Origin of the sequence: Lysinibacillus sp. NPDC096382, from assembly GCF_044762845.1 — a bacterium.
Taxonomy (GTDB): domain Bacteria; phylum Bacillota; class Bacilli; order Bacillales_A; family Planococcaceae; genus Lysinibacillus.
Map to the genome: position 1 here is coordinate 82,260 of NZ_JBIWFC010000005.1, position 20,014 is coordinate 102,273.

The following is a 20,014-nucleotide window of genomic DNA, read 5'->3' on the forward strand; positions in this document are numbered from 1 at the left end:
TATAATGTCATCCATAATTTTTTGGATAAGCAGAAAATCTGTAATAATTATTAAATATAGAAAGTGCACATATACAGCCTCAAGATGTAGATTTCCATCTTTAGATAAAAAAATACCTTTAGACATAAATTATCTAAAGGTAGATGAAACGAATATTATTTCTACTCGCAAGGGATGTTCTCTCTTCATTTTAGTTAGCAGAAAGTATTTGCTCCCAATTTATTGTGCCATTTTTAACTTGTTCCCGTTTTTCTTTATTCATAACATCATTAGGACGTTCGCCTTTTGGCCAATCTTTATCGTGATTTGCCCATTCAGGTCGATCCTGCGATAAGATAAAGGCTGCTAAATCAGCGGCATTTTGATCTGTCAAAGTACCTGCTGCACCAATCGGCATATTATGTTTGATGTAGCCAGCCATTTTCGACATTCTCGCCATACCCGCTCCATCATTGAATGAGTTTTTACCCCATAATGCCGGACCTGTATTAGCACCAGTACCTGAGCCATCAGCTGCGTGACAAGTAATACAAGACTGGGCATATACTTCTTCACCATTCGTAACATTCGGTATAGGAATGTTCTTCAAAGTACTTGTACCTACCCATTCACGCTCTGCCCCAATAGGTACACCTTCTGAAATATAGGCGAAGTATGAGACCATCGCTTCTAACTCTTTACTATTCATATCAAATTTCTTTCCGTTCATACTGCGAACCATACAACCGTTAATACGCTCCTCAATCGTTACAATATCACCTGAGCGTGCAATATATTGAGGATAATTCGCCATAACACCTACCAATGACGAAACTTGCTCATCATAACCCGCACCCGCATGACAGCTTGTGCAAGACAACTGATTCCCAACATATTCTTCTGCAGCAACATGTGTATTATTTACAAGCTCATAGCCGTATAATATTGCTTCCCTCATAGGTCCATCTGGTACTTCTTCAATACTTGGTGGCGCATAGACAACTGACTGAGCAGCCGCTGTCGTTGGTATTTTTGTTTGTACAGCAGTTTCTTTACTTTCTCCTTTAGCATCCCCTAAAATTTTGTCGCTAATGACTGCCCCCACAAAAAGTGTACCTGCTAACAGTACTGTCCCCGCTACTCCTGCTACTATAGGTTTCATCTACAATACCCCCCTTTGTATAATCACCTATATTTTAGCAAAGTAGCATGTTTTTCGATGTGATTTTCCTCACACCTTACGTAAATAGAACCATTTAGAGGATAAAATTATGAATTCTTTTGTTCTATAACACATCAAACGAGACTTAATACCTCTCGCAGTATGCACTTTTTCCTAATCAATTTCACCTTGGCGTAATTACCGCTTTCGCACAGTAAAAATTGCTGAATGAAGATAAAAATGCCGAGTACAGATTACGCCCGGCATTTTAGTGTTCTCTTATAATTTGCATTCACCATCAGCACAAATAGCTTCACCATCACCTATCATCTTTAATACCGGCTGAATACCCGCTATCTCTGCAGCTTGATGTAACGTCCGTACAAAAACATCAGTTGGCTCCGCACCTTTAATACCGTAACGATTTTCGAAAACAAAGAACGGAACACTTTGTACACCTAGTTGTTGGGCATCATATCGATCTTTGTCTAAAGATTCACTGAAGTCGTTTGATGTTAGTACACCCTTTGCAACTCCAACATCTAAGTCTAAATTTTCAATGACTTTTAACAAGAACCTCTCATCGTTTAAGTCTTTTCCTTCCGTAAAATAACCACTCATAAGCTCTTCCGTATAGACCGACTCTTTACCAAACTGTCGTGTCCATTTTGCTAATCGATGAGCTTTTTCCGTATGCGCCGTTTTCATATTTTCAAAATTGTAATGCAATCCAACCTCTTCGGCCCGCTTTGCTATACCCTTAGTAATTTCCTTCACTTCTTCTATCGAGGAGTCAAATTTTTCAGCCTTATCCTCATATACAGTTGGTGCATCCTCCTTAGGCGTATCTGGCCCAATTTGATATGCTTTATATTCAATTTCTACCTGCCCTGAATAACCCGCTAAGCCAATAGCACGTTCCAATTCTTTTTTGCCAATATAGCAGAACGGACATGTAAAATCCGAGAAAATCTCAATTTTCATTTACTACAGCCCCCTACAATATATCCATCCAAATTTTAATGGCAGTTGCTAAAATGAGCACCGCTAAAATAGCTTGCAAAACTTTTGTATTTAATTTTTTCCCTGCTTTTGCACCTAATGGAGCTGCTATTAGGCTTGCTACAATCATAATGAATGCAGGATAATAATCAACTTGTCCCGTCATCAATTTTCCAATTGTACCGCCTATTGAGGATATAAAAGTAATAGCAAGGCTTGTAGCGATTGTCATACGTGTTGGTATGCCTAATACTACTAGCATGATAGGTACTAACAAAAAGCCACCAGCTGCCCCAACAATTCCCGATCCAATACCAACAACGAATGCTAATATGGCCGCTATCGGTTTATTGAACGTTACCTCATCCAACGGCTTATCGTCAATTTGTTTCTTAGGAATAAACATCATCACTGCAGCAATCAACGCCAATACACCATAAACGACGTTAACCCCTTCTTCAGATAAAAATTGGGAGCCATAACTACCAACGAAGCTTCCTGTTAATATGGCACCACCCATATAAATAATCAGTGATTTATTTAAATAACCACCTTTACGATATGCCCATACCCCAGCAATAGAGGCAAAAAACACTTGTACCGCACTAATCCCCGATACCTCATGTGCTGAAAATGCTGCAAAACCAAGTAAAGGCGGGATATATAATAACATTGGATATTTTATAATCGATCCGCCAATGCCTAGCATTCCCGATACATATGAACCTACAAAGCCAATCAAAAATATTGTAATAATCCATGCTAAATCCATCTTTTTTCCTTCTTTCTGGTTACTTGCGCCTTAATGGCATTGTCATATCAATTGAAAGGAGGGTTGTTCTAAACTTCTAATAGAAGAGACAACCCTCACCAGTTTTAAGCTTTTTGAATATAGAATGTAATGACACCAGCGTCTTCAGCTTTGTCTAAAATCATATGACCGCCAGCTTTTGCCCAAGCAGGGATATCCGCTAAAGCTCCCTTATCCGTTACTTGAACCTCTAAAATTTCACCCGGAGCCAATGTATCTATCGCTTTTTTTGTTTTCACTATAGGCATTGGACAAGATAAACCCTTTGCATCTAGTTGTAAGTTTGATTTCATATTTTTCTCCTTTGGAACAGCAAACGTTGTAAGCGATTTTGCCGGTTCTATTTGTTTTTTCACGAATTTACGAAGGATGAGCGCCTTCGCTTCGCGGTATTTACATGCTATAACCATGCATGCGTACTCATTGCATTTAACCATTTTTTATAAACGGACTATCGAACTGCGCAGCGATTTGGACCAATTTCCATCTCTGTCTGCTCATCCTGCGTCGGAGTAACCTTACCCATATTTACTTGACGAATTTCTTGATATGCATTTGGCTGTGGAGGCAAATGCTCTGTAACAACACTTCGGAATTCAGCTTCATCTTTAATATTTAAGCCATGATTTTCGGCAAATAATTGTCCAAGATGTTTTGCCACAGTTCCATCTTCATTTAGTTCATCAATAATCATAAAGTGAGCCGGTAAAACAATTAAATCATCCGATAATTCTCTGTATCGTTTGTAAAGTGTTTCACGTAAATCACCAACCCAATCTTCTGCTAGACCCGCTAAATCAGGGCGTCCAATTGAATCAATAAACAAAATATCTCCAGTTAATAAATACTTGTTGTCCACAACAAAGGACGTTGAACCAATTGTATGACCAGGCGAATAAATCGCTCCTACATCAACTTGAGAGGCGCCAACTTGTACAGTTGTTCCATCAAGTAAAGGTGTATAGTCAAACACAACCTCCTCTGCATCTTTTGGCGGTAAATAATACGTCGCACCAGTAGTAGCTGCTATATGTCGCCCACCAGAAATATGATCCGCATGCAAATGTGTATCGAACACATATTTAATTTTTACGTTTTTCTCTTCCGCAAAGCTTGTGAATGCGTCAGTAAAACGCACAGCATCGATAATCGCTGCTTCACCCTCAGAGATGACCATATAAGAAAGGCAACCCTTCCCTAAACGTACAAACTGATAAAGCTCACCCCCATCTGTTAAATCTCCAACTTTAATCGGTTCTAAATATTCACTCCACGTTTTCATTCCACCTTCTAAATAAGCGATCTTACGTCCTGCTTCTGATAACATCTCAGCTACCATCAGCGATGATCCTTCTTTCGCACAAACGACTAATACATCTTTATCCGTTGGAATCTTCGGTAAAATATCCTCGACGCCATCTAGTAGCTCAAAATACGGAATATTGAGGTATTCAAATTTATGGCCATCAATTTTCCAATCTTCGAACGCATCCGCATTTCGAACATCTAAAATAAATAGTTCTTCATCGTTAATTACTTTTTTCGCTACTTGTGCTGCGCTCCATTTTAGAACTGACACTATCGTTACCCCCTAAGGTATTATTTTATCGAATTTTTTAGCGGAAAGGACTGTCCTCTCCGCTTGTATAGTTACAAATAAATTAGAATGTTAATGACGGTGCTGCATCTTTAGCAAACTCTAAAAATGTCACAGCTCCCCCAACCTCAATACCTTCAATAAAATCAGCTATCGTTAAACCCATTACATCCATAGTCATTTGACACGCAATCAATTTCACACCTAATTCTTGTGCCATTTCCACCAATTGTGGAATTGCTGGTACATTAGCTTTAGCAAACCCTTCTGCAAAATGCTCCGCTCCAGCAGGCATAGGTAATGCATGCATCCCTTGTTTATGAATTAAATTTAATCCTTCGAATGTAAAGAAGATCGCTACTTCTTTCTCTGTAGCCGCCGCTGCCGTTGCAATATTGAATACTTTATACGCATCGAAAAGACCACCGTTACTTGCAATTATCGCTACTTTATTTGACATAATAAATTCCTCCTAAATATGTTTTGTTAAATGTCCCGTCCAGGATGTCATACCCGGCAGAACGTTAAATACCTTTGTAAAGCCTTGAGCCACAAGCTTTTGAGCAGCTAAATCACTACGCTTCCCTGTTCGACATACGACATAAACCTCTTGCTCTTTATCAAGTTCTGAAAGACGTACTTCTAGTTCACCCATCGGAATAGACTTCGCTCCCTCGATGTGTCCAAAAGCAAACTCTGCCTCTTCGCGAACATCGAGAATAAGACCTTCCCTTTCCATCGCCACTTCTAACGTCATTGTACGTTCAAATATTTTCTCATCCATTGTGTCGTCTGAGCATTTGCGAATATAATGTTTAAGCACATTTTCTTCTTCCACAGTCCCAATATATTGATGACCCACAGATTCAGCCCATGCAGCAATATCTGCTTTCGAACCCTTATCTGTTGCTGATACTTCTAAAATTTGACCATCTACTAAATCAGCCATCGCCTTTTTCGTTTTAACAATCGGCATAGGACAAGAAAGCCCCTTGGCATCTAGCTGAAAATCTACCTTAATACTCATAACTTCCTCCTTCATACCTATGCGGGTATTATTTTTGTTAAAAAAATATAGCAAGCGCTACAGGTTCCCCGCATCTCCTTACTGTACTTCACCATCCCAAGCAAGCATACCACCAACCATATTGGATACATCGAAGCCTTGACTTTCTAAAAATTGAGTAGCACGACCACTACGGCCACCCGATCGACAAACTATAACATATGATTCATTTTTATTTAACTCATGCATACGAAATTCGAGTAAGCCAAGTGGGATATGATTAATTCCCGGAATGTGTCCTGACTCCACTTCATCCACTTCACGTACATCAATTAACTTTAGTGCCTGACCTTGTTCTAAAGCTTGTTGTACTTCCTTTGTTGAAATTTCCTTCATGCCATTCTCCTCCTAATATGCGCTCATGCCTCCACGGACATTTGTGACACGTTCAAATCCTTGTTTTTTTAATTGCTTACACGCCTGACTACTACGCATCCCACTTTGACAAATGACCACTAGCTCTTTATCTTTCGGTAATTTATCAAAACTCGAACCAAGTGGAATATTTTTAAATTGTGGGATATTTCGCCCCTTATATTCAGCCGGTGTACGTACATCGATAAAAACTTTATCTTTATCATTCAAAATACTTTTCAATTGCGCTGCCGAAATTGACTGCACCCCTTTCGTTGGCTTCATTCGCCAAATGAAAAACGCTATAACAACAGCAAGTAAAATCCATGTTCCCAAGTAACATTGCCTCCTTCCACATACTATTTAGGGTATATAAATTCATCTGCTTTTCACGACTAAATCCATCGCTTCTTGGATGGCTGTATTCACTTTTCCCGCATCCCCTTCAGCAGTCGTTACACATTCCAATAAATTTTCACTAACAATTACTCCAATAGTCCGATCAACCGCAGAACGCACGGCAGATAGCTGCGTAATTACATCTTTACAGTTTTTTTCTTCTTCCATCATGCGTAAAACACCACGCAATTGACCTTCTATTCGCTTCACTCGATTAGCTGTTTTTATACCGTAAGCCATACTATCACGTCTCCTTTCAAAACGATCGATTGAACTTGCTTACGTGATTCATAATATACCCCATTAGGTATGATGTCAACATGCAAGCTCGAATTTTTCTTAATCATCGTTACAATGTCAGTTCCCTCTTGTACCAACGTTTTATCCATCCCTTTCAGGTTGTTCCCTTATTTTCTTATCTTTCAGTTACAAAAAAAAAGCGAGAAATCCGACGATTCTATCATCGAATTTCTCGCATTGCTATGAAGACTTACTTCTTTTTAATAGTTATTGTCCAAGCAGCTTCGCCAACTTGTTCATACTCCGTTACCTCGTGCCCTTCTTCAGCAGCCCAACGAGGAATGGATTCGGTACCTTGTGTACAATCAAATTGCACTTCTAATTCATCGCCTGAATGTAAGTCTTTTATAGCTTCTTTTGCTTCTACTAAAGGAAATGGACAAACCATCCCCATTACTTCTAATGTTTTTTTCATATGAATATACACTCCTTTTTTACGCTGTTATTACTTGCGCAGTTCGCTTAGCTTTTTTACTTGGTCGAACGAATACAAAGTAAGATGCTGTCCATGTACCTAAAATCATAAACCCTAATGAAATCCAGCCTTGCCAAGTCATCATCGCTGTCATCACCAATCCATTACCAATTGAGCAACCTCCTGCTAAACCAGCGCCGAATCCCATCAAAAGTCCACCACAAAAGCTGTTAATCGCCGTTTTTGTATCTGGAATACGGAATCTAAATTCACCACTCATTTTTGCTGCGAATAATGATCCTAAGAAAATCCCTAGTACTAGGAAAACGCCCCAGTTGATGAAATTTATTTGTCCAGTCACCAAAAATTGCAAAATATTAGCAGAAGGTGTTGTAACGCCTAACCCTCCTATGCGACCAGTAGCAACACTTAATGGCCATGCTAAAGTTGCAATCACGCCAATAATTGTTGCAGTTATAAATGGATGCCAACGTTTTTCAAATAAAATATGTGCTAATCCCGTTTTTTTCGGCTTTAACCCCGGGATTTTCAATCGAGGCTTCTTGAGCTCACGGTATACGATATATGCTACAACTATTACAAAAATAGTTATAATCAACCAGTTGTTTACGCCAATTGTCTCGGCAATAGAATTACTTTCAATGCTCGTTTCTTTAATAGTCTTATCCAATGGCAACAATACGCCTGATTTCACCATTGCTGCTACAAGCATATAACCAGCTAATGCAATCCAACTGCCAATTAAACCTTCTCCTGCCCGATACCAAGTCCCCGTTGCACAACCACCAGCAAAAATAATGCCAATTCCAAAAATAAATGAACCAACTATAACAGCTACGATCGGTAAAGAACCAGCACTAAATTCAAATACCTTCAAACTAATTAAGGTATATACACCTACACTTTGAATTGCTATCGCAATAAGTAATGCGTAAAACATACGATTATCTTTTGTCAAATACATATCGCGGAAGCCGCCAGTTAAGCAAAAACGACCACGTTGCATAACAAATCCAAGTAAAGCTCCACAAATAAGTCCTGTAATAATCATTTGACCCATCTACCATTCCCCTTCCAATACCAAGTATTCTTATAAGGTATATTACCACTTATTTTACTATGAATTCAATCACTTTTTTTCATAACTGTGAAAAATCTAATAACTTTTTATGCATATTCACACAAAAACCCTTGCTACAAGTGCAGATAGCTGCTTCTTATAACAAGGGTTCATCATTTGTTTATTTTGTTAATTGCATGGCTGAACCAAAGAATTCATAATGAATTTTTTCGTCTTTCACACCAATCTCATGTAAATCTTTAACTTCTTTCAGCTAATATTTTTGGATTATCACCAAATCGTGTGGTTGATTTCCGTTCCGACTGGGCGCTTTGTTGCTGACGCTTCGCTTTCGCACAGAGCAAAGCTTCCTGGGGGCGTCCGATGAGCCGCTTTTGGTGTTGCTGTCGCTTCGCTTTCGCACAGTCAAAACATTTGTAGCTGACGCTTCGCTTTCGCTACAGAAAACATTTGGTGCTGCCGCTACGTTAACACTACGCTTTCGCACAGAAAACATCCGCTGCGCTGCAGGGTCTCGGGCCAACACGATGTTGGTCACGAAGGCGTTATCACAGGATGTGATGCTTTTAGCCTTCGTTCCTCTATTGCTGGATCCCCGAGGAGTCGCCCAGTTTCCACTCCAATCAACTATTTACATAGTAGAAGTTTTAACAAAAGTCATCCACAACTTTTGGTGATGAACCATATTTTTTTGTAAAGGTTTTTTATAATGACTGTTTTCAGTTTTTTTGCAGTATGATTACCAAGGAATTGTATGCTCTGCACAAATAAAAGTTTGCTTTATTACACCCCTTTTTGTATTTAACCTATAGAATTACAATGTTTTAAGGATTAAAAATACTGTGATTTAGTTTTGTACTAATATGTTTATGAAATTCAGGTAATTCTTTTAACGGTTCTTTAAAAGTAACTAGCACTTTTTCTATACCAATGCTACTTAATTTTTGTAATTTAGTAACTACCTCATCATAACTACCGATTAACCCTGTACGAAAACCTTCATTATTAGCTACAAAATCACTTAACTGAGTAGCATTTTTCCACATCCCTAACGTTTCTTTGCGATTCCGGAACTGCAAGATTGCTTCTTCATCGGCATGATCAATAATTGATTGAAATTCTCGGAACGCTTCTTCAGAAGTTTTACGGGCAATCACAAATGCGTTAACAGCAAATTTTATCGTCCGCCCCTTTCTTTTCGCAATTTCATTTACATTTTCAATTTGTTTTTGCAACTCTTCAATCGGAGCTCCGTTCATAAAATAAACATCACTGTGCACGCCTGCCATAACTTGAGCGTCCTCTGAATTACCACCTTGATAAATCGAAGGATATGGCTTTTGAATTGGTTTTGGTGTAAGCGTAGCATTTTTTATTGTATAGAAATCGCCCTCATAGCTAAAGTTGTCTTGTGACCAAAGACCTTTCAATACCTCTAAATACTCAGTTGAACGTCGATAGCGATCTTCATGGTTGATCCACTCAATACCAAAGGTTTCTTGTTCTTTTTTAAACCAGCCACTCACTAAATTAATATGAAATCTACCATTTGAAATGACGTCTATTGTTGAACCTATTTTGGCTAAAGTTGCTGGATGGATGAACCCAGGCAAAACAGCTGCTATAAAGTGAATATTTTTCGTTTCAGCAAATAATGCTGCTGCAAGCGTTAGGGCATCCAGCTGTCCTTCTTCAGCACTACCATTACCACCAATATTCCCCATATATCGAATCGGAAATAAAACAGCATTTATATTTAACTTTTCAGCTAATTTTATCAATGTTTTATTGTACTCAAAGCTTCCTTCTGTATTTTGCTCTATTCTAGAACGTAAAAATCCACCTGCTAAATTTGAGCCCCAAATAACAAATTCCATTCAATGATCACTCCATTTATTCAAATAATGGCAATACCTTTTCTCCGAAAATTTCCGCTTCCTCTTTATGTGGGAAGCCTGATAAAATAAAGTGCGTTACACCGATATCAATATACGCTTGCAATCCTGCTTTTACTTGCTCTGGCGTACCAACAATAGCCGTTCCTGCACCTTTTCGAATTTTACCTATACCAGCCCAACTGTATCGATCAAATCGCTCGTTTTCAGCAGTAAGGACGTTCATTCTTTTTTGAGCTACTGAATCTACCGTTTCATAATATTGATTCAGATTCGATTGTACAGGGTTTTCAATTTTACTAATAATGTTATAAGCAGCATCCCAAGCCTCTTGTTCTGTATCACGTACAACTATATGAATTCGAATACCGTACTCTAATCGACGATTATACTTTTTAGCTCGACTTTCAACATTTTGAATTTGCTCCTGAATGCTTGCTATAGGCTCTCCCCATTGCAAATAAACATCTGCAGCTTTTGCAGCTATTTCCTTAGCCACATCGGAAGAACCTCCAAAATAAATAGGAATACCTCTTTCTTGATAAAGAGTAGGAATCAACTTTCCTTCAGTTACCTTAAAAAACTCGCCATCATAATGAAATGATTCTTCTTGCCAGGTTTCTTTCACTACAGTTAAAAATTCATCTGTACGTTCATAGCGTTGTTGATGTGATAAATAGTCACCGTCTTGTGCTAGCTCTTTTTCTGAACCGCCCGTTACAACATTGACCAACACTCTTCCCTTCGAAAATTGATCTAAAGTTGCCGCCATTTTAGATGCAACTGTCGGTGAAACAAAGCCGGGTCTAAATGCAATTAACGGCTTTATATGCTTTGTCTGATGAATGATAGCAGACCCTACGAGCCATGAATCTAAATAAGGAATACCAGTAGGAATCAAAATCCCTTCAAATCCTGCTTTTTCTGCCGTTTGAGCTACATCTACTAAGTACTCAAAAGTTGGCTCTCTTTCAGGCTGCTTTAACCCTAAATACCTTCCGTCTCCACTTGTAGGAGCAAACCAATAAAAATGTGGTTTCATCGTTCTCTCTCCTTACCTAATTAAATTCTTCAACTAGCTTTAACAATCGATCCTTTTCACTATAGTTTTGATATTGCGCTGCAAAGGTACGAACAGGATCACCTGAATAAAAACGTTCATATAATTCGTGACGCGCTCCAAGCTGACTACCTATTAAATCCCAAGCTAGTTTAATAAATTTGGTTCTTGCAAATGCACTTGTATGTGTACCTCCATAATACGCCTGTAACTTGTCACCTATTGGCCCATTGATTTCTTCAATAGTAGACGGCACTTGCAATAATCCGCTTGCTCCAATTTGCTGTAATATTTCCAAAGCACGTGGATAATAACGTGTACCTAAATTTCGGGCAGTCGTTAAAAATCGTTGTTTAGGTAGATAAATTCCATTATGTTCGATAGCTTCATATTCAGCCGCAGTTAATAAACCCTTTATAGTTTCTAACTGTATGATTAACTCACTTAACTTCTCTTTTACATGTAAAAACTCCGTCGCTCCAGCTGTTTCCGCTAGTTCGTTGCCAATTGCTACTACCGATTCTAATTTACTAATTAGGCGTACAACCGTTTGATGCTGACTTAACAAAGATGATGCCGTTTCAGTTCGTAGCTTCCAAGCTAATTCAGGATCTTCTGCTACCAACACCCTTTCCCAAGGGATTAGAACATTATCAAAAATTAAGACAGCATCCATTTCATCAAAACGAGAGCTTAAAGGGTGGTTGTGTGAATCAGTGGAAGCAAACGATTCTCGACATACCATATGTAACCCTTGAGCTGAGGTTGGAACATAAAATACATTTGCCATTGGTGCTTCCTCTAACCCTCGCTTATGATAAGAGGTTATGAGCAGTTCATCTACATATGGTGCTGCTGTAGCAATTGTTTTGGCACCGCTCACAAAAATACCTTCTTCATTTTTAGTAACTACACGTAATTTCCCATGCTCTATCTCTTCAGCAGATTTAGAACGGTTTTTTTGCGGGTCATGTGCTGCTACCGTTGATAATAAATCTAAATCACGTGCCGCTGTGTATAGTTTTTCAAGCTTTGTTGCAATGCCTGGTGACAAAACATCTAATTGTTGTCTACTTGCATACCAACCTACTAACTGCGAACGAGAATATTCGGATAAGCGGCTCATTACGCCAAATGTTTCATCTGCCCAGCATTTATAAGCTAAACTTTTCCTTTTCAAATCATCGATTGATGTTGGCACTAAAAAAGATAAATGGGCATTTGTACCTTCTGCCGTTTCATACGTTAAAATCGATTTTGTCGGCTCCACGGTTTGTAAATATAATAAATGCTGGATTGTACGAACAGTCCCTTTAAAGGATTGATGGTTTTCTAAATTATTAACAATCCCTCCATCTAACCAAACTGTTCGCCCATTATTCAACCTCCGCAAATATGGAATCTGCGTATTCATCTTCATTTACCTCCCTTTCAATTAAATTATCCAAAAAATGGTTTAACTTATTTTTCAAATAGGATTTATCATAAGTTTCATACTGCAAGGCATGAACACGAATTGGATCACCTGTATAAAACCGTTCGTATAAATCATGACGTGAGCCGAGTTGACTGCCAATAAGTTCCCACCCAATTCTAAATAGCTTTTCTTTTGTTCGTGCATCTACCTTTGCCCCTTTATAGTACTTAGAAAACAATGGGAATAATTCATGATTTTCTAGAATCGGAGATGACGATAATTGAATAAAGCCTCCTGCACCAATCTCCTTTAAAATATCTAGAGCACGGCCATAGAAATGTGTACCTAAATTTCTTGCTGTTTGTAGTGGCGAAATATTAGGTAAATAAACATTCTGCTCATTTAGATGCCCTTCTTTTTCTGATGAAATTAATAAAGCTTCAATACTATCAATTTGTGTATAAAGCTCCCCTATTTTTTCCTGAACATGTAAAAAGTAATCTGCACCAATTGATTGAGCTATTGCCGTTGTAACTCCAGCAGCAAATTCTAATTTTGATAGTAAACGAACCACAGTTTGATGCTGCGCTAGTGCATCGAGTTGCTGATGCCGATGTGCTTTCAACACACCCTCAGGTGAACCCTTAATAAGCACCCTATCCCACGGGATTAAAACATCGTCAAATAATAAAACAGCGTCCATTTCATCGAATCTTGAACTTAATTTATGATGCTCTTTATTTGAAGCAAATGATTCTCGACAAACTATTTGTAGCCCAGGTAAATTTAATGGCACAATAAACATATTTGCTTGCGCGATTTGATTTGATGATAATTTTTGCGGAGAGGTGACAATGACATCATGTGCATAAGGAGCACCAGTCGCAATCATTTTAGCCCCTCGTACAACTACCCCTTCCTTGGTCTCCCGTATAATACGCAATAATGCATCTTCATCTTGCTCTTCTGCTGGTTTCGAACGATCAATTTGAGGATCCAAAATTGCAGTAGTAACAATTCGCCGTTCATCTCTAGCTAGCTCATAATATTTCGTTATTTTTTCAACGAATCCAACATCATATTGCGCAAACTGTTGACGATCCAAATAGTATCCGGTAATTAGAGAATTAGCATAATCTGATAAACGACTCATCACTCCATAGGTTTTATTCGACCAAAGAGCAAATGCTTTTTTACGCTTTATTAAATCCTCATAGCTACGCGGAATATAAAATGCACTATGAACAAATCGATTACTTTTTGGACTTTTAAAACCTGCAATGCTTTGATTGTTCTCATCATCTAGAAGTGCTAATAAATTTGTGATAGTCTCTAATGTTCCCGTAAAGGCTGGATGAGTGGTTACGTCCACTTTTACTCCGTCCAGCCACACACTTCTTCCATCTTTCAAACTTCCACTAAAAGACATTTATTATCTCCAACTCCTTTTCATGAACAAAAAAACTCCCACCAAATCTCCTGCGCAAATCTTCGCTTAAGACATCAATGAAAGCTCCATTTTTATGGTCACTATGAGTATTTTTTATGGCTAAAAAGCAAAATCGGAGCTTTTAGTTCTAAAACCAAAGCTCCGATTTTTTCAGTCGCCACATTATATAAATTAATTTACATATTAAACCAAACAAAACCGATAAGTCAAGTATATTTTAAAAAATCAATTAATCAATTATGCCTCGGCATAATTGCATCCGCCGTATTCATCTCACTACCTTTAGAAGTTGTTACCTTTCGCTACCATAACACTTGCTGAAGGAAGTTAAAAACTTATTGATTTATAAAAATGCGTTTGCTATAATCCTACTAATCCAATTGGTATAAAATAATTACTGACCGGAATCACCGGAGGCGTGTAAACAATTGTCGTTTACGCGTTTTTTTATTGCTTATATTTAGTAGTCAGTGTCAATATTACTTTTTTAGATAACGGAGGATAAAATAATGAAAAAATTTCTTTTCCTTTTGCTATTGATATCAATGTTAGGAGCTTGTAATTCAAACGGAACTGCACAAGAAACATCAAATAAAACAATTAAAATAGGTTTTACACCCGGTCCATACAGCGACCAATTTCAACTTGGCATTGCACCGATACTAAAAGAAAAGGGATACACAATTGAAACAATTGTATTCAGTAATATCGTCCAGCCTAATATCGCTTTAGGTGATGGCTCAATTGATGCTAATATTTTTCAGCACACTGCCTATTTGGAAAACTTTAAAAAAGAGAAGCATTTAGATTTGACAGAAATACTTAAAGTTCCTACTGCACCGATGGGGGTCTATTCAGATCGTTTTGATTCTATCGACAGTTTTAAAAAAAATAAAGAATATACAGTAGCAATTCCTAATGATCCAGCTAATATTGCACGTGCTCTACGAATCTTAGACGATCTTGGATGGATTGAACTAAAAGAAGGTTATTCACCTACTACAGTGAGTAAACAAGATATCACGAAATACGTATACACTATTGATTTTGTTGAAATGGAGCAAGCACAATTGCCACGTTCACTGTCTGACGTAGATTTTGCACTTGTAAACGGTAACTTTATTTTGTCCTCTGGAAGAAAACTATCATCGACCTTGGCATTGGAGAACCCAACCTTCGAATACCAAAATCTATTAGCAGTTCGCACTGAGGATAAAGATAAAAAATTTGTAAATGATTTAATTGAAGCATATCATTCGGCGGATTTTCAAAAATTTATTGAATCTAATAAAGACTACGAAGGATTTCACCGACCAGATTATTTTAAAGACTAATTCTTTATAAAATTAAAAAGATGACGTGCTTTTAAATAAGAGCACGTCATCCACAATTTTGAATTTTATTTTACTAATTGCATGGCTGGACCAAAGAATTCATAATGAATTTTTTCGTCTTTCACGCCAATTTCATGTAAATTTTTAATGACCGCTTCCATAAAGCCAGCAGGTCCACATACGTAAACATCTGCATTGTTGGCTACTTTTTCAGCTAAAAATTCTTTTGTGATTTTCTTATCTTCATCCGAATATAACGCTGTGTATGTTGCACTTGGAAGCACATTTACTTTCTTTTGAATGTCATCGCTAAATGCTACAACTTTTTCATTGCGCGCACATTGGATAAAGCTCACTTCATTTGCCGCATTATCTTTTAGTGATTGCAGCATACTGTTTAATGGTGTTACACCGATACCACCGCTTATAAATGTAATTGGAGCAGCAGTTTCTTCTAAGACAAATAGTCCTGCTGGAACACTTACATCCACTAAATCCCCGACTTCTAATACGTCGTGAATAAAGTTAGATACTTTACCATTTGGCGTATGATCACTTTCACGTTTTACAGAAATACGATAGCCATCTTCTGTACTTGCTTGTGAAAGTGTATATTGACGGTTCATTAAATATTCTTCACCTGGTACTTTCACACGGATACTGATATATTGACCTGGCTCATAAGCTGGTAGAGGGGAACCATCTTCATTTTCAAAGTAGATAGATGTAACAAGATCACTTTCTACTACTTTTTTCGCTACTTTCAATGGTTTAAATAAGCGCCATCCGCCATTACCCTCAGCTTTTTGATATAGCTCTTCTTCTACTTGAATGAAGATATCTGCAATGACGCCATATGCTTCAGCCCATGCATTAATGATATCATCTGTTGCTGCATCACCAAGCACTTCTTTAATAGCTTTTAGTAAGTATTCTCCTACTATTGGATAATGCTCAGGTAAAATACCTAGACTACGGTGTTTATGAGCAATTAACATCACCGCTGGTAAAATAGCTTCTAAATTTTCAATATGAACTGCCGCAGCATAAACTGTGTTTGCTAATGCTGTTTGCTGACGACCTTTTTCTTGATTTGTATGGTTAAAAATATTTAATAATTCGGGATGAGCTTGGAACAAATTTTTATAAAATGTTTTAGTAATCTCTACTCCATGAACTTCTAATACAGGAACTGTTGCTTTAATAATTTGTACTGTTTCTTGTTTTAACATATCGCTTACCACCCTTTCATGATTACAATATAACGCTCTCATTTTTTAAAAGCAATATATAAAATACATCTTTAACAAAATGGACATAATTGATGTATTTTAAATACATCTTTAAAAAAGTATTGAATTTATAATACTTCAAGGTAAAAATGCTATAATTATTTTGAACTATAGAAAGTAGGGTGTTCTTATGCGCTTAACTTTATACACAGATTATTCTCTCCGGACACTCATATATTTGGGTGCAAAGGGAGATGGCCAATTATCAACTATCCAAGAAATTTCAGATGCTTATAATATATCGAAAAACCATTTAATGAAGGTGACACACCAGCTTGGATTATTGGGCTATATTGAAACGATTCGAGGGCGTGGTGGAGGAATTCGCCTAGCAATTGATCCAAAGACCATTACAATTGGTGAAATAGTTCGTCATACAGAAGAGGATTTTCATCTCGTCGAATGCTTTGACAAAGAAAATAATCTTTGTAAGATCGCTCCAGAATGCCAGCTAAAAGGCGTATTATACGAAGCATTGCAAGCCTATTTAACCGTCTTAGATCGCTATACTCTAGATGACTTTTTACATTCAAAAGAAAAGTTGATGGCACTGTTGTTTGGCGAATAAAAATACCCGCACAACTCAAGTTGGACGGGTATTTTTTATGTCTATTTTATTTTACAATGCCTTTGAAAAGAAAATCATATCGAGTGCACGAATTCCATTTTCATAGATTGGCTCAGGGTAATTACTGAAAAAATCTTTTTCAATGGCTTCCATACGAAAACCTGCTTTTTGATAGAAGGCAATATTATCAATACTAGAATTTGCAGTTCCAACTATTATCGTTTGATATCCTTGTGATTGACAAATGGTTGTTATTTGTCGCAGTGCTTCTTTCCCAAGTCCTTTACCTTGATACTTCGGTACAATCGCAATATTTTTTAACTCAACTGTCGAATCAGACTGTTCAAGAAGTAACGCTACACCCGCTAACTGCTCACCACATTTTATTTCGTATAACTCACCGTCATCTAAATATTCTCGAACAGCGACTTCACTTTCATCAGCTAATAATAGTTGAGGTAAATAGTCTTCCCGAGCACCTTCCACTTTCTTTAAGGATGTACGATATCGAACAAAATCTTCGCGCTCAAAAACATTTAAAACACACGGCTGCTTTTCTTTGATCTCTAGCCATGAATGCTCCTGCGGAAAATCATTCTCAACTCCTAATCGAATAAACGACAACTTTTCCTGCGCCTTTTGTGAGCGTATATTAACCTTTCTAGCTCCTGCAAAAACACGCTTTAGCCCTAACTCAAAGAATGCAATATCTAAAATCGCAACTTTTGATTGAAGATTATAGCCTTTTCCCCAAAATTCATAGCCAAGCCATGAGCCAATATGACAGCTCTTTTTATTGTGATCAATAAACATTAATGCCGTCACACCAATCAGTTGTCCTTCCTCATCCAGTACAACACGAGGGACTGTTTTTCCAGCCTCTTCGTCCACACATTCACGTTTAATAAAATTAATCGTATCTTCCACTTTACCAGCAGGTAACCCTAGTGCATCTCGAACCTGTGGCATAGAAGATAGTGCATGCATCGCTTCAGCATACTTTATATCGTGTCTCACTAAATTTACTACCATATGCTATTCTCCTTTTAACATGATTAACAACGGACTTAATATCATCCTCTACTAACATAATGCATTTATTTATATATATTTCTTCTGAAAATCAATTATACGTTAGTTGCCACGATACACCAAAACGATCCTGAATCCAGGCAAATTTCTTAGAAAATCCATAATTATTAAGTGGCATTAAAGCTTGTCCACCTTCTAAAATTTGAGCAACTAGACTATCGATTTCTTCTTCAGACTCACATTCCATAAAAATAGAAGTTGACGGTGTAAATGTAAAGTTATGCTGTATTACACTATCATTCACCATCATTTTCAAACCTTTTAAATGTAGAACAGCCATCGCAATCTGTTGTGAGTTTTCCATATAGGTTAAGCTTTCCACCTGTAATTCTGAAAACCACTGTTGATATTGCTGGATAGCTTCATTGGCTTGTCCCTGAAACATTAAAAATGTAGTGGCACTTTTCATTTATTTAACTCCCCTTCATATTTTGAAATCCATTGCGCTGGTGTCATTTTCGCAACAAGCTCTCCTATTAATTCAAACGGAATATTTTTAGTGCTTGTAAACCGAATACAACTTTTCCCCATATTGAGTTTCGTCGGTACTCGTTTCGCATATTCCTCTTGGAACCACGAGAGTAACGCTCGATCTGCATAAATGCCCATATGATAAACTGCAATATGCCGTTTTTGTGCAGCAAGACTTATAAAGGGCAAGGGAGTATTGGGTGTGACATGATAGCCCTTCGGATAAGTAGTTAGTGGGACCACATAGCTTACCATGTCATAGTACATGCTTTCTTCAAAACCCTCTGGTAAATTGTTTTCTACCACGTCCACAAGTTTGCCAAAACTCTCCCGCCATTTTTCATCCACTTGCTCAATATATGTGCTTTTCATGCCCTGCCCTCTTTTCAACATAGTATTATTGCTAGGTGTGTATTTTTATTAATCAAAAGACTCATTCATTCCATAACGTAGCATTGATCTCCGTGCTGACTTAATATTTAATCGCTCCGCTACATAATAAGTTGCTAACCATCTGTCTTATTTTGCTAATTACAATAAATATAGCATCATTTAAAGGAATCAATAAAGCCTCTTTATAAATTATGCTTTACCCTCCGCCTTTGCTTTTCGGTATAATTCCTTTGTTTTGTAGCCCAATCTAATAATTTCACGCATCTCCTCTAAACGTGCTACTTGCGTCTCTTCCTTTTTCGCACTATAAATATATCGGGCCCAGTCCTTTTGATAACCCGGTGTTAATCCATTATAAAATATTAAATCATCCGGATTTTCCATAAGTGAATCACGCAATTGAGGAATCATACCTTCATAGTCACTAACGCATTGACTACTCGCTGTCTTCTTCTTGCCGCGTCCCTTGCCATCTCTCTTTATACTTACTATAGAAAATGTCTCATCTAACGACATAAGACTTGCAAATTTATAATCACTGCCAACAATGTATTTTTCCTCGTCCACATGAATTGCTGGGAAGATTTCATCGCGGTGGATAAACTGTTCATACTTCTTATTACCCTTTTTCGGATAAACAAAAAATAAATAACCTTGTTCCGTAAGCGTGTTTAACTTTCGTACATTTTGTAAATACGTTACCATTTCATCAATAGTAAACACAAAGGCAATTATTCGATCATGAGGTGCATTCCCTGTTTGGGTTATTCCCTCTAATTGCATCTCCTCTGGTTGATTATGAATGGCAATAGACAGTCCATCCTTCATTTTAAATTTCTTTAGCATAGTTGTGAC

At 37.5% G+C, this 20,014-nt stretch carries 23 protein-coding genes; 2 read left to right on the forward strand and 21 right to left on the reverse strand.

Annotation, left to right across the window (positions count from 1 at the left end; genetic code table 11):
• Positions 1 to 190: 190 nt before the first annotated feature.
• From ACIQZA_RS09655 to ACIQZA_RS09730, 16 genes are all read right to left on the reverse strand, one after another.
• Positions 191 to 1,141 (reverse strand): c-type cytochrome, encoded by a 951-nt coding sequence (locus ACIQZA_RS09655; RefSeq protein ID WP_402881378.1) that lies wholly within the window; start codon positions 1,139 to 1,141, stop codon positions 191 to 193.
• Between the two features lie 279 nt (positions 1,142 to 1,420).
• Positions 1,421 to 2,125: a DsbA family oxidoreductase gene (locus ACIQZA_RS09660; protein ID WP_402881375.1), complete on the reverse strand. Its 705-nt coding sequence runs from the start codon at positions 2,123 to 2,125 to the stop codon at positions 1,421 to 1,423.
• A 13-nt stretch (positions 2,126 to 2,138) separates the two neighbouring features.
• Positions 2,139 to 2,915 (reverse strand): sulfite exporter TauE/SafE family protein, encoded by a 777-nt coding sequence (locus ACIQZA_RS09665; protein ID WP_400939962.1) that lies wholly within the window; start codon positions 2,913 to 2,915, stop codon positions 2,139 to 2,141.
• Between the two features lie 104 nt (positions 2,916 to 3,019).
• Positions 3,020 to 3,247 carry a sulfurtransferase TusA family protein gene (locus ACIQZA_RS09670; RefSeq protein WP_400940125.1) on the reverse strand — a complete coding sequence of 76 codons (228 nt, stop codon included), beginning with the start codon at positions 3,245 to 3,247 and terminating at the stop codon, positions 3,020 to 3,022.
• Positions 3,248 to 3,405: 158 nt separating this feature from the next.
• Entirely contained in the window at positions 3,406 to 4,533 is a 1,128-nt protein-coding gene (locus ACIQZA_RS09675) for an MBL fold metallo-hydrolase (protein ID WP_402881373.1), read from the reverse strand.
• Positions 4,534 to 4,615: 82 nt separating this feature from the next.
• Complete coding sequence (locus ACIQZA_RS09680; RefSeq protein WP_142508586.1) at positions 4,616 to 5,011, reverse strand: DsrE/DsrF/DrsH-like family protein; 396 nt, start codon at positions 5,009 to 5,011, stop codon at positions 4,616 to 4,618.
• Positions 5,012 to 5,023: 12 nt separating this feature from the next.
• Entirely contained in the window at positions 5,024 to 5,578 is a 555-nt protein-coding gene (locus ACIQZA_RS09685; protein ID WP_402881370.1) for a sulfurtransferase TusA family protein, read from the reverse strand.
• A gap of 78 nt (positions 5,579 to 5,656) precedes the next feature.
• Positions 5,657 to 5,953 carry a rhodanese-like domain-containing protein gene (locus tag ACIQZA_RS09690; RefSeq protein ID WP_400939972.1) on the reverse strand — a complete coding sequence of 99 codons (297 nt, stop codon included), beginning with the start codon at positions 5,951 to 5,953 and terminating at the stop codon, positions 5,657 to 5,659.
• 12 nt (positions 5,954 to 5,965) lie between these two features.
• Positions 5,966 to 6,307, reverse strand: a complete 342-nt coding sequence (locus ACIQZA_RS09695; RefSeq protein WP_402881368.1) for a rhodanese-like domain-containing protein — start codon at positions 6,305 to 6,307, stop codon at positions 5,966 to 5,968.
• 42 nt (positions 6,308 to 6,349) lie between these two features.
• A complete protein-coding gene (locus ACIQZA_RS09700) occupies positions 6,350 to 6,610 on the reverse strand; it encodes a metal-sensitive transcriptional regulator (protein WP_402881367.1) in 261 nt (86 codons plus the stop codon).
• A 250-nt stretch (positions 6,611 to 6,860) separates the two neighbouring features.
• On the reverse strand, positions 6,861 to 7,085 hold the full coding sequence (locus ACIQZA_RS09705; protein WP_132361421.1) for a sulfurtransferase TusA family protein: 225 nt from the start codon (positions 7,083 to 7,085) through the stop codon (positions 6,861 to 6,863).
• Between the two features lie 19 nt (positions 7,086 to 7,104).
• Positions 7,105 to 8,166, reverse strand: a complete 1,062-nt coding sequence (locus tag ACIQZA_RS09710) for a YeeE/YedE thiosulfate transporter family protein (protein ID WP_402881365.1) — start codon at positions 8,164 to 8,166, stop codon at positions 7,105 to 7,107.
• A gap of 845 nt (positions 8,167 to 9,011) precedes the next feature.
• Positions 9,012 to 10,064 (reverse strand): LLM class flavin-dependent oxidoreductase, encoded by a 1,053-nt coding sequence (locus ACIQZA_RS09715; protein WP_402881362.1) that lies wholly within the window; start codon positions 10,062 to 10,064, stop codon positions 9,012 to 9,014.
• A 16-nt stretch (positions 10,065 to 10,080) separates the two neighbouring features.
• The gene (locus ACIQZA_RS09720; RefSeq protein WP_402881361.1) at positions 10,081 to 11,124 is read right to left on the reverse strand and encodes an LLM class flavin-dependent oxidoreductase; all 1,044 of its coding nucleotides are present in this window, start codon (positions 11,122 to 11,124) and stop codon (positions 10,081 to 10,083) included.
• A gap of 16 nt (positions 11,125 to 11,140) precedes the next feature.
• Positions 11,141 to 12,556, reverse strand: coding sequence for a 4-hydroxyphenylacetate 3-hydroxylase N-terminal domain-containing protein (locus ACIQZA_RS09725; RefSeq protein WP_402881359.1), 1,416 nt, complete (start codon positions 12,554 to 12,556; stop codon positions 11,141 to 11,143).
• Entirely contained in the window at positions 12,519 to 13,988 is a 1,470-nt protein-coding gene (locus ACIQZA_RS09730; RefSeq protein WP_402881357.1) for a 4-hydroxyphenylacetate 3-hydroxylase family protein, read from the reverse strand. The genes ACIQZA_RS09725 and ACIQZA_RS09730 overlap by 38 nt, the downstream gene beginning before the upstream one ends.
• 530 nt (positions 13,989 to 14,518) lie before the next feature.
• On the opposite strand from ACIQZA_RS09730, the gene ACIQZA_RS09735 reads away from it, so the two are divergent.
• Positions 14,519 to 15,343: a MetQ/NlpA family ABC transporter substrate-binding protein gene (locus tag ACIQZA_RS09735; RefSeq protein WP_402881356.1), complete on the forward strand. Its 825-nt coding sequence runs from the start codon at positions 14,519 to 14,521 to the stop codon at positions 15,341 to 15,343.
• Positions 15,344 to 15,408: 65 nt separating this feature from the next.
• Here the strand turns inward: ACIQZA_RS09735 and hmpA are convergent, their stop codons facing one another.
• On the reverse strand, positions 15,409 to 16,575 hold the full coding sequence (gene hmpA, locus ACIQZA_RS09740; RefSeq protein WP_402881354.1) for an NO-inducible flavohemoprotein: 1,167 nt from the start codon (positions 16,573 to 16,575) through the stop codon (positions 15,409 to 15,411).
• Between the two features lie 190 nt (positions 16,576 to 16,765).
• Between hmpA and ACIQZA_RS09745 the strand changes: the two genes are divergently transcribed.
• Entirely contained in the window at positions 16,766 to 17,203 is a 438-nt protein-coding gene (locus tag ACIQZA_RS09745) for an Rrf2 family transcriptional regulator (protein ID WP_402881352.1), read from the forward strand.
• A 51-nt stretch (positions 17,204 to 17,254) separates the two neighbouring features.
• On the opposite strand, the gene ACIQZA_RS09750 is transcribed toward ACIQZA_RS09745, so the two are convergent.
• The 4 genes from ACIQZA_RS09750 to ACIQZA_RS09765 form a co-directional block, all read right to left on the reverse strand.
• Entirely contained in the window at positions 17,255 to 18,235 is a 981-nt protein-coding gene (locus ACIQZA_RS09750) for a GNAT family N-acetyltransferase (RefSeq protein WP_402881349.1), read from the reverse strand.
• 91 nt (positions 18,236 to 18,326) lie between these two features.
• Positions 18,327 to 18,704: a VOC family protein gene (locus tag ACIQZA_RS09755; protein WP_142508598.1), complete on the reverse strand. Its 378-nt coding sequence runs from the start codon at positions 18,702 to 18,704 to the stop codon at positions 18,327 to 18,329.
• Positions 18,701 to 19,138 carry a DUF1801 domain-containing protein gene (locus tag ACIQZA_RS09760; protein WP_402881347.1) on the reverse strand — a complete coding sequence of 146 codons (438 nt, stop codon included), beginning with the start codon at positions 19,136 to 19,138 and terminating at the stop codon, positions 18,701 to 18,703. The genes ACIQZA_RS09755 and ACIQZA_RS09760 overlap by 4 nt, the downstream gene beginning before the upstream one ends.
• A gap of 210 nt (positions 19,139 to 19,348) precedes the next feature.
• A complete protein-coding gene (locus ACIQZA_RS09765) occupies positions 19,349 to 20,005 on the reverse strand; it encodes a YdeI/OmpD-associated family protein (protein WP_402881344.1) in 657 nt (218 codons plus the stop codon).
• Positions 20,006 to 20,014 lie beyond the last annotated feature (9 nt).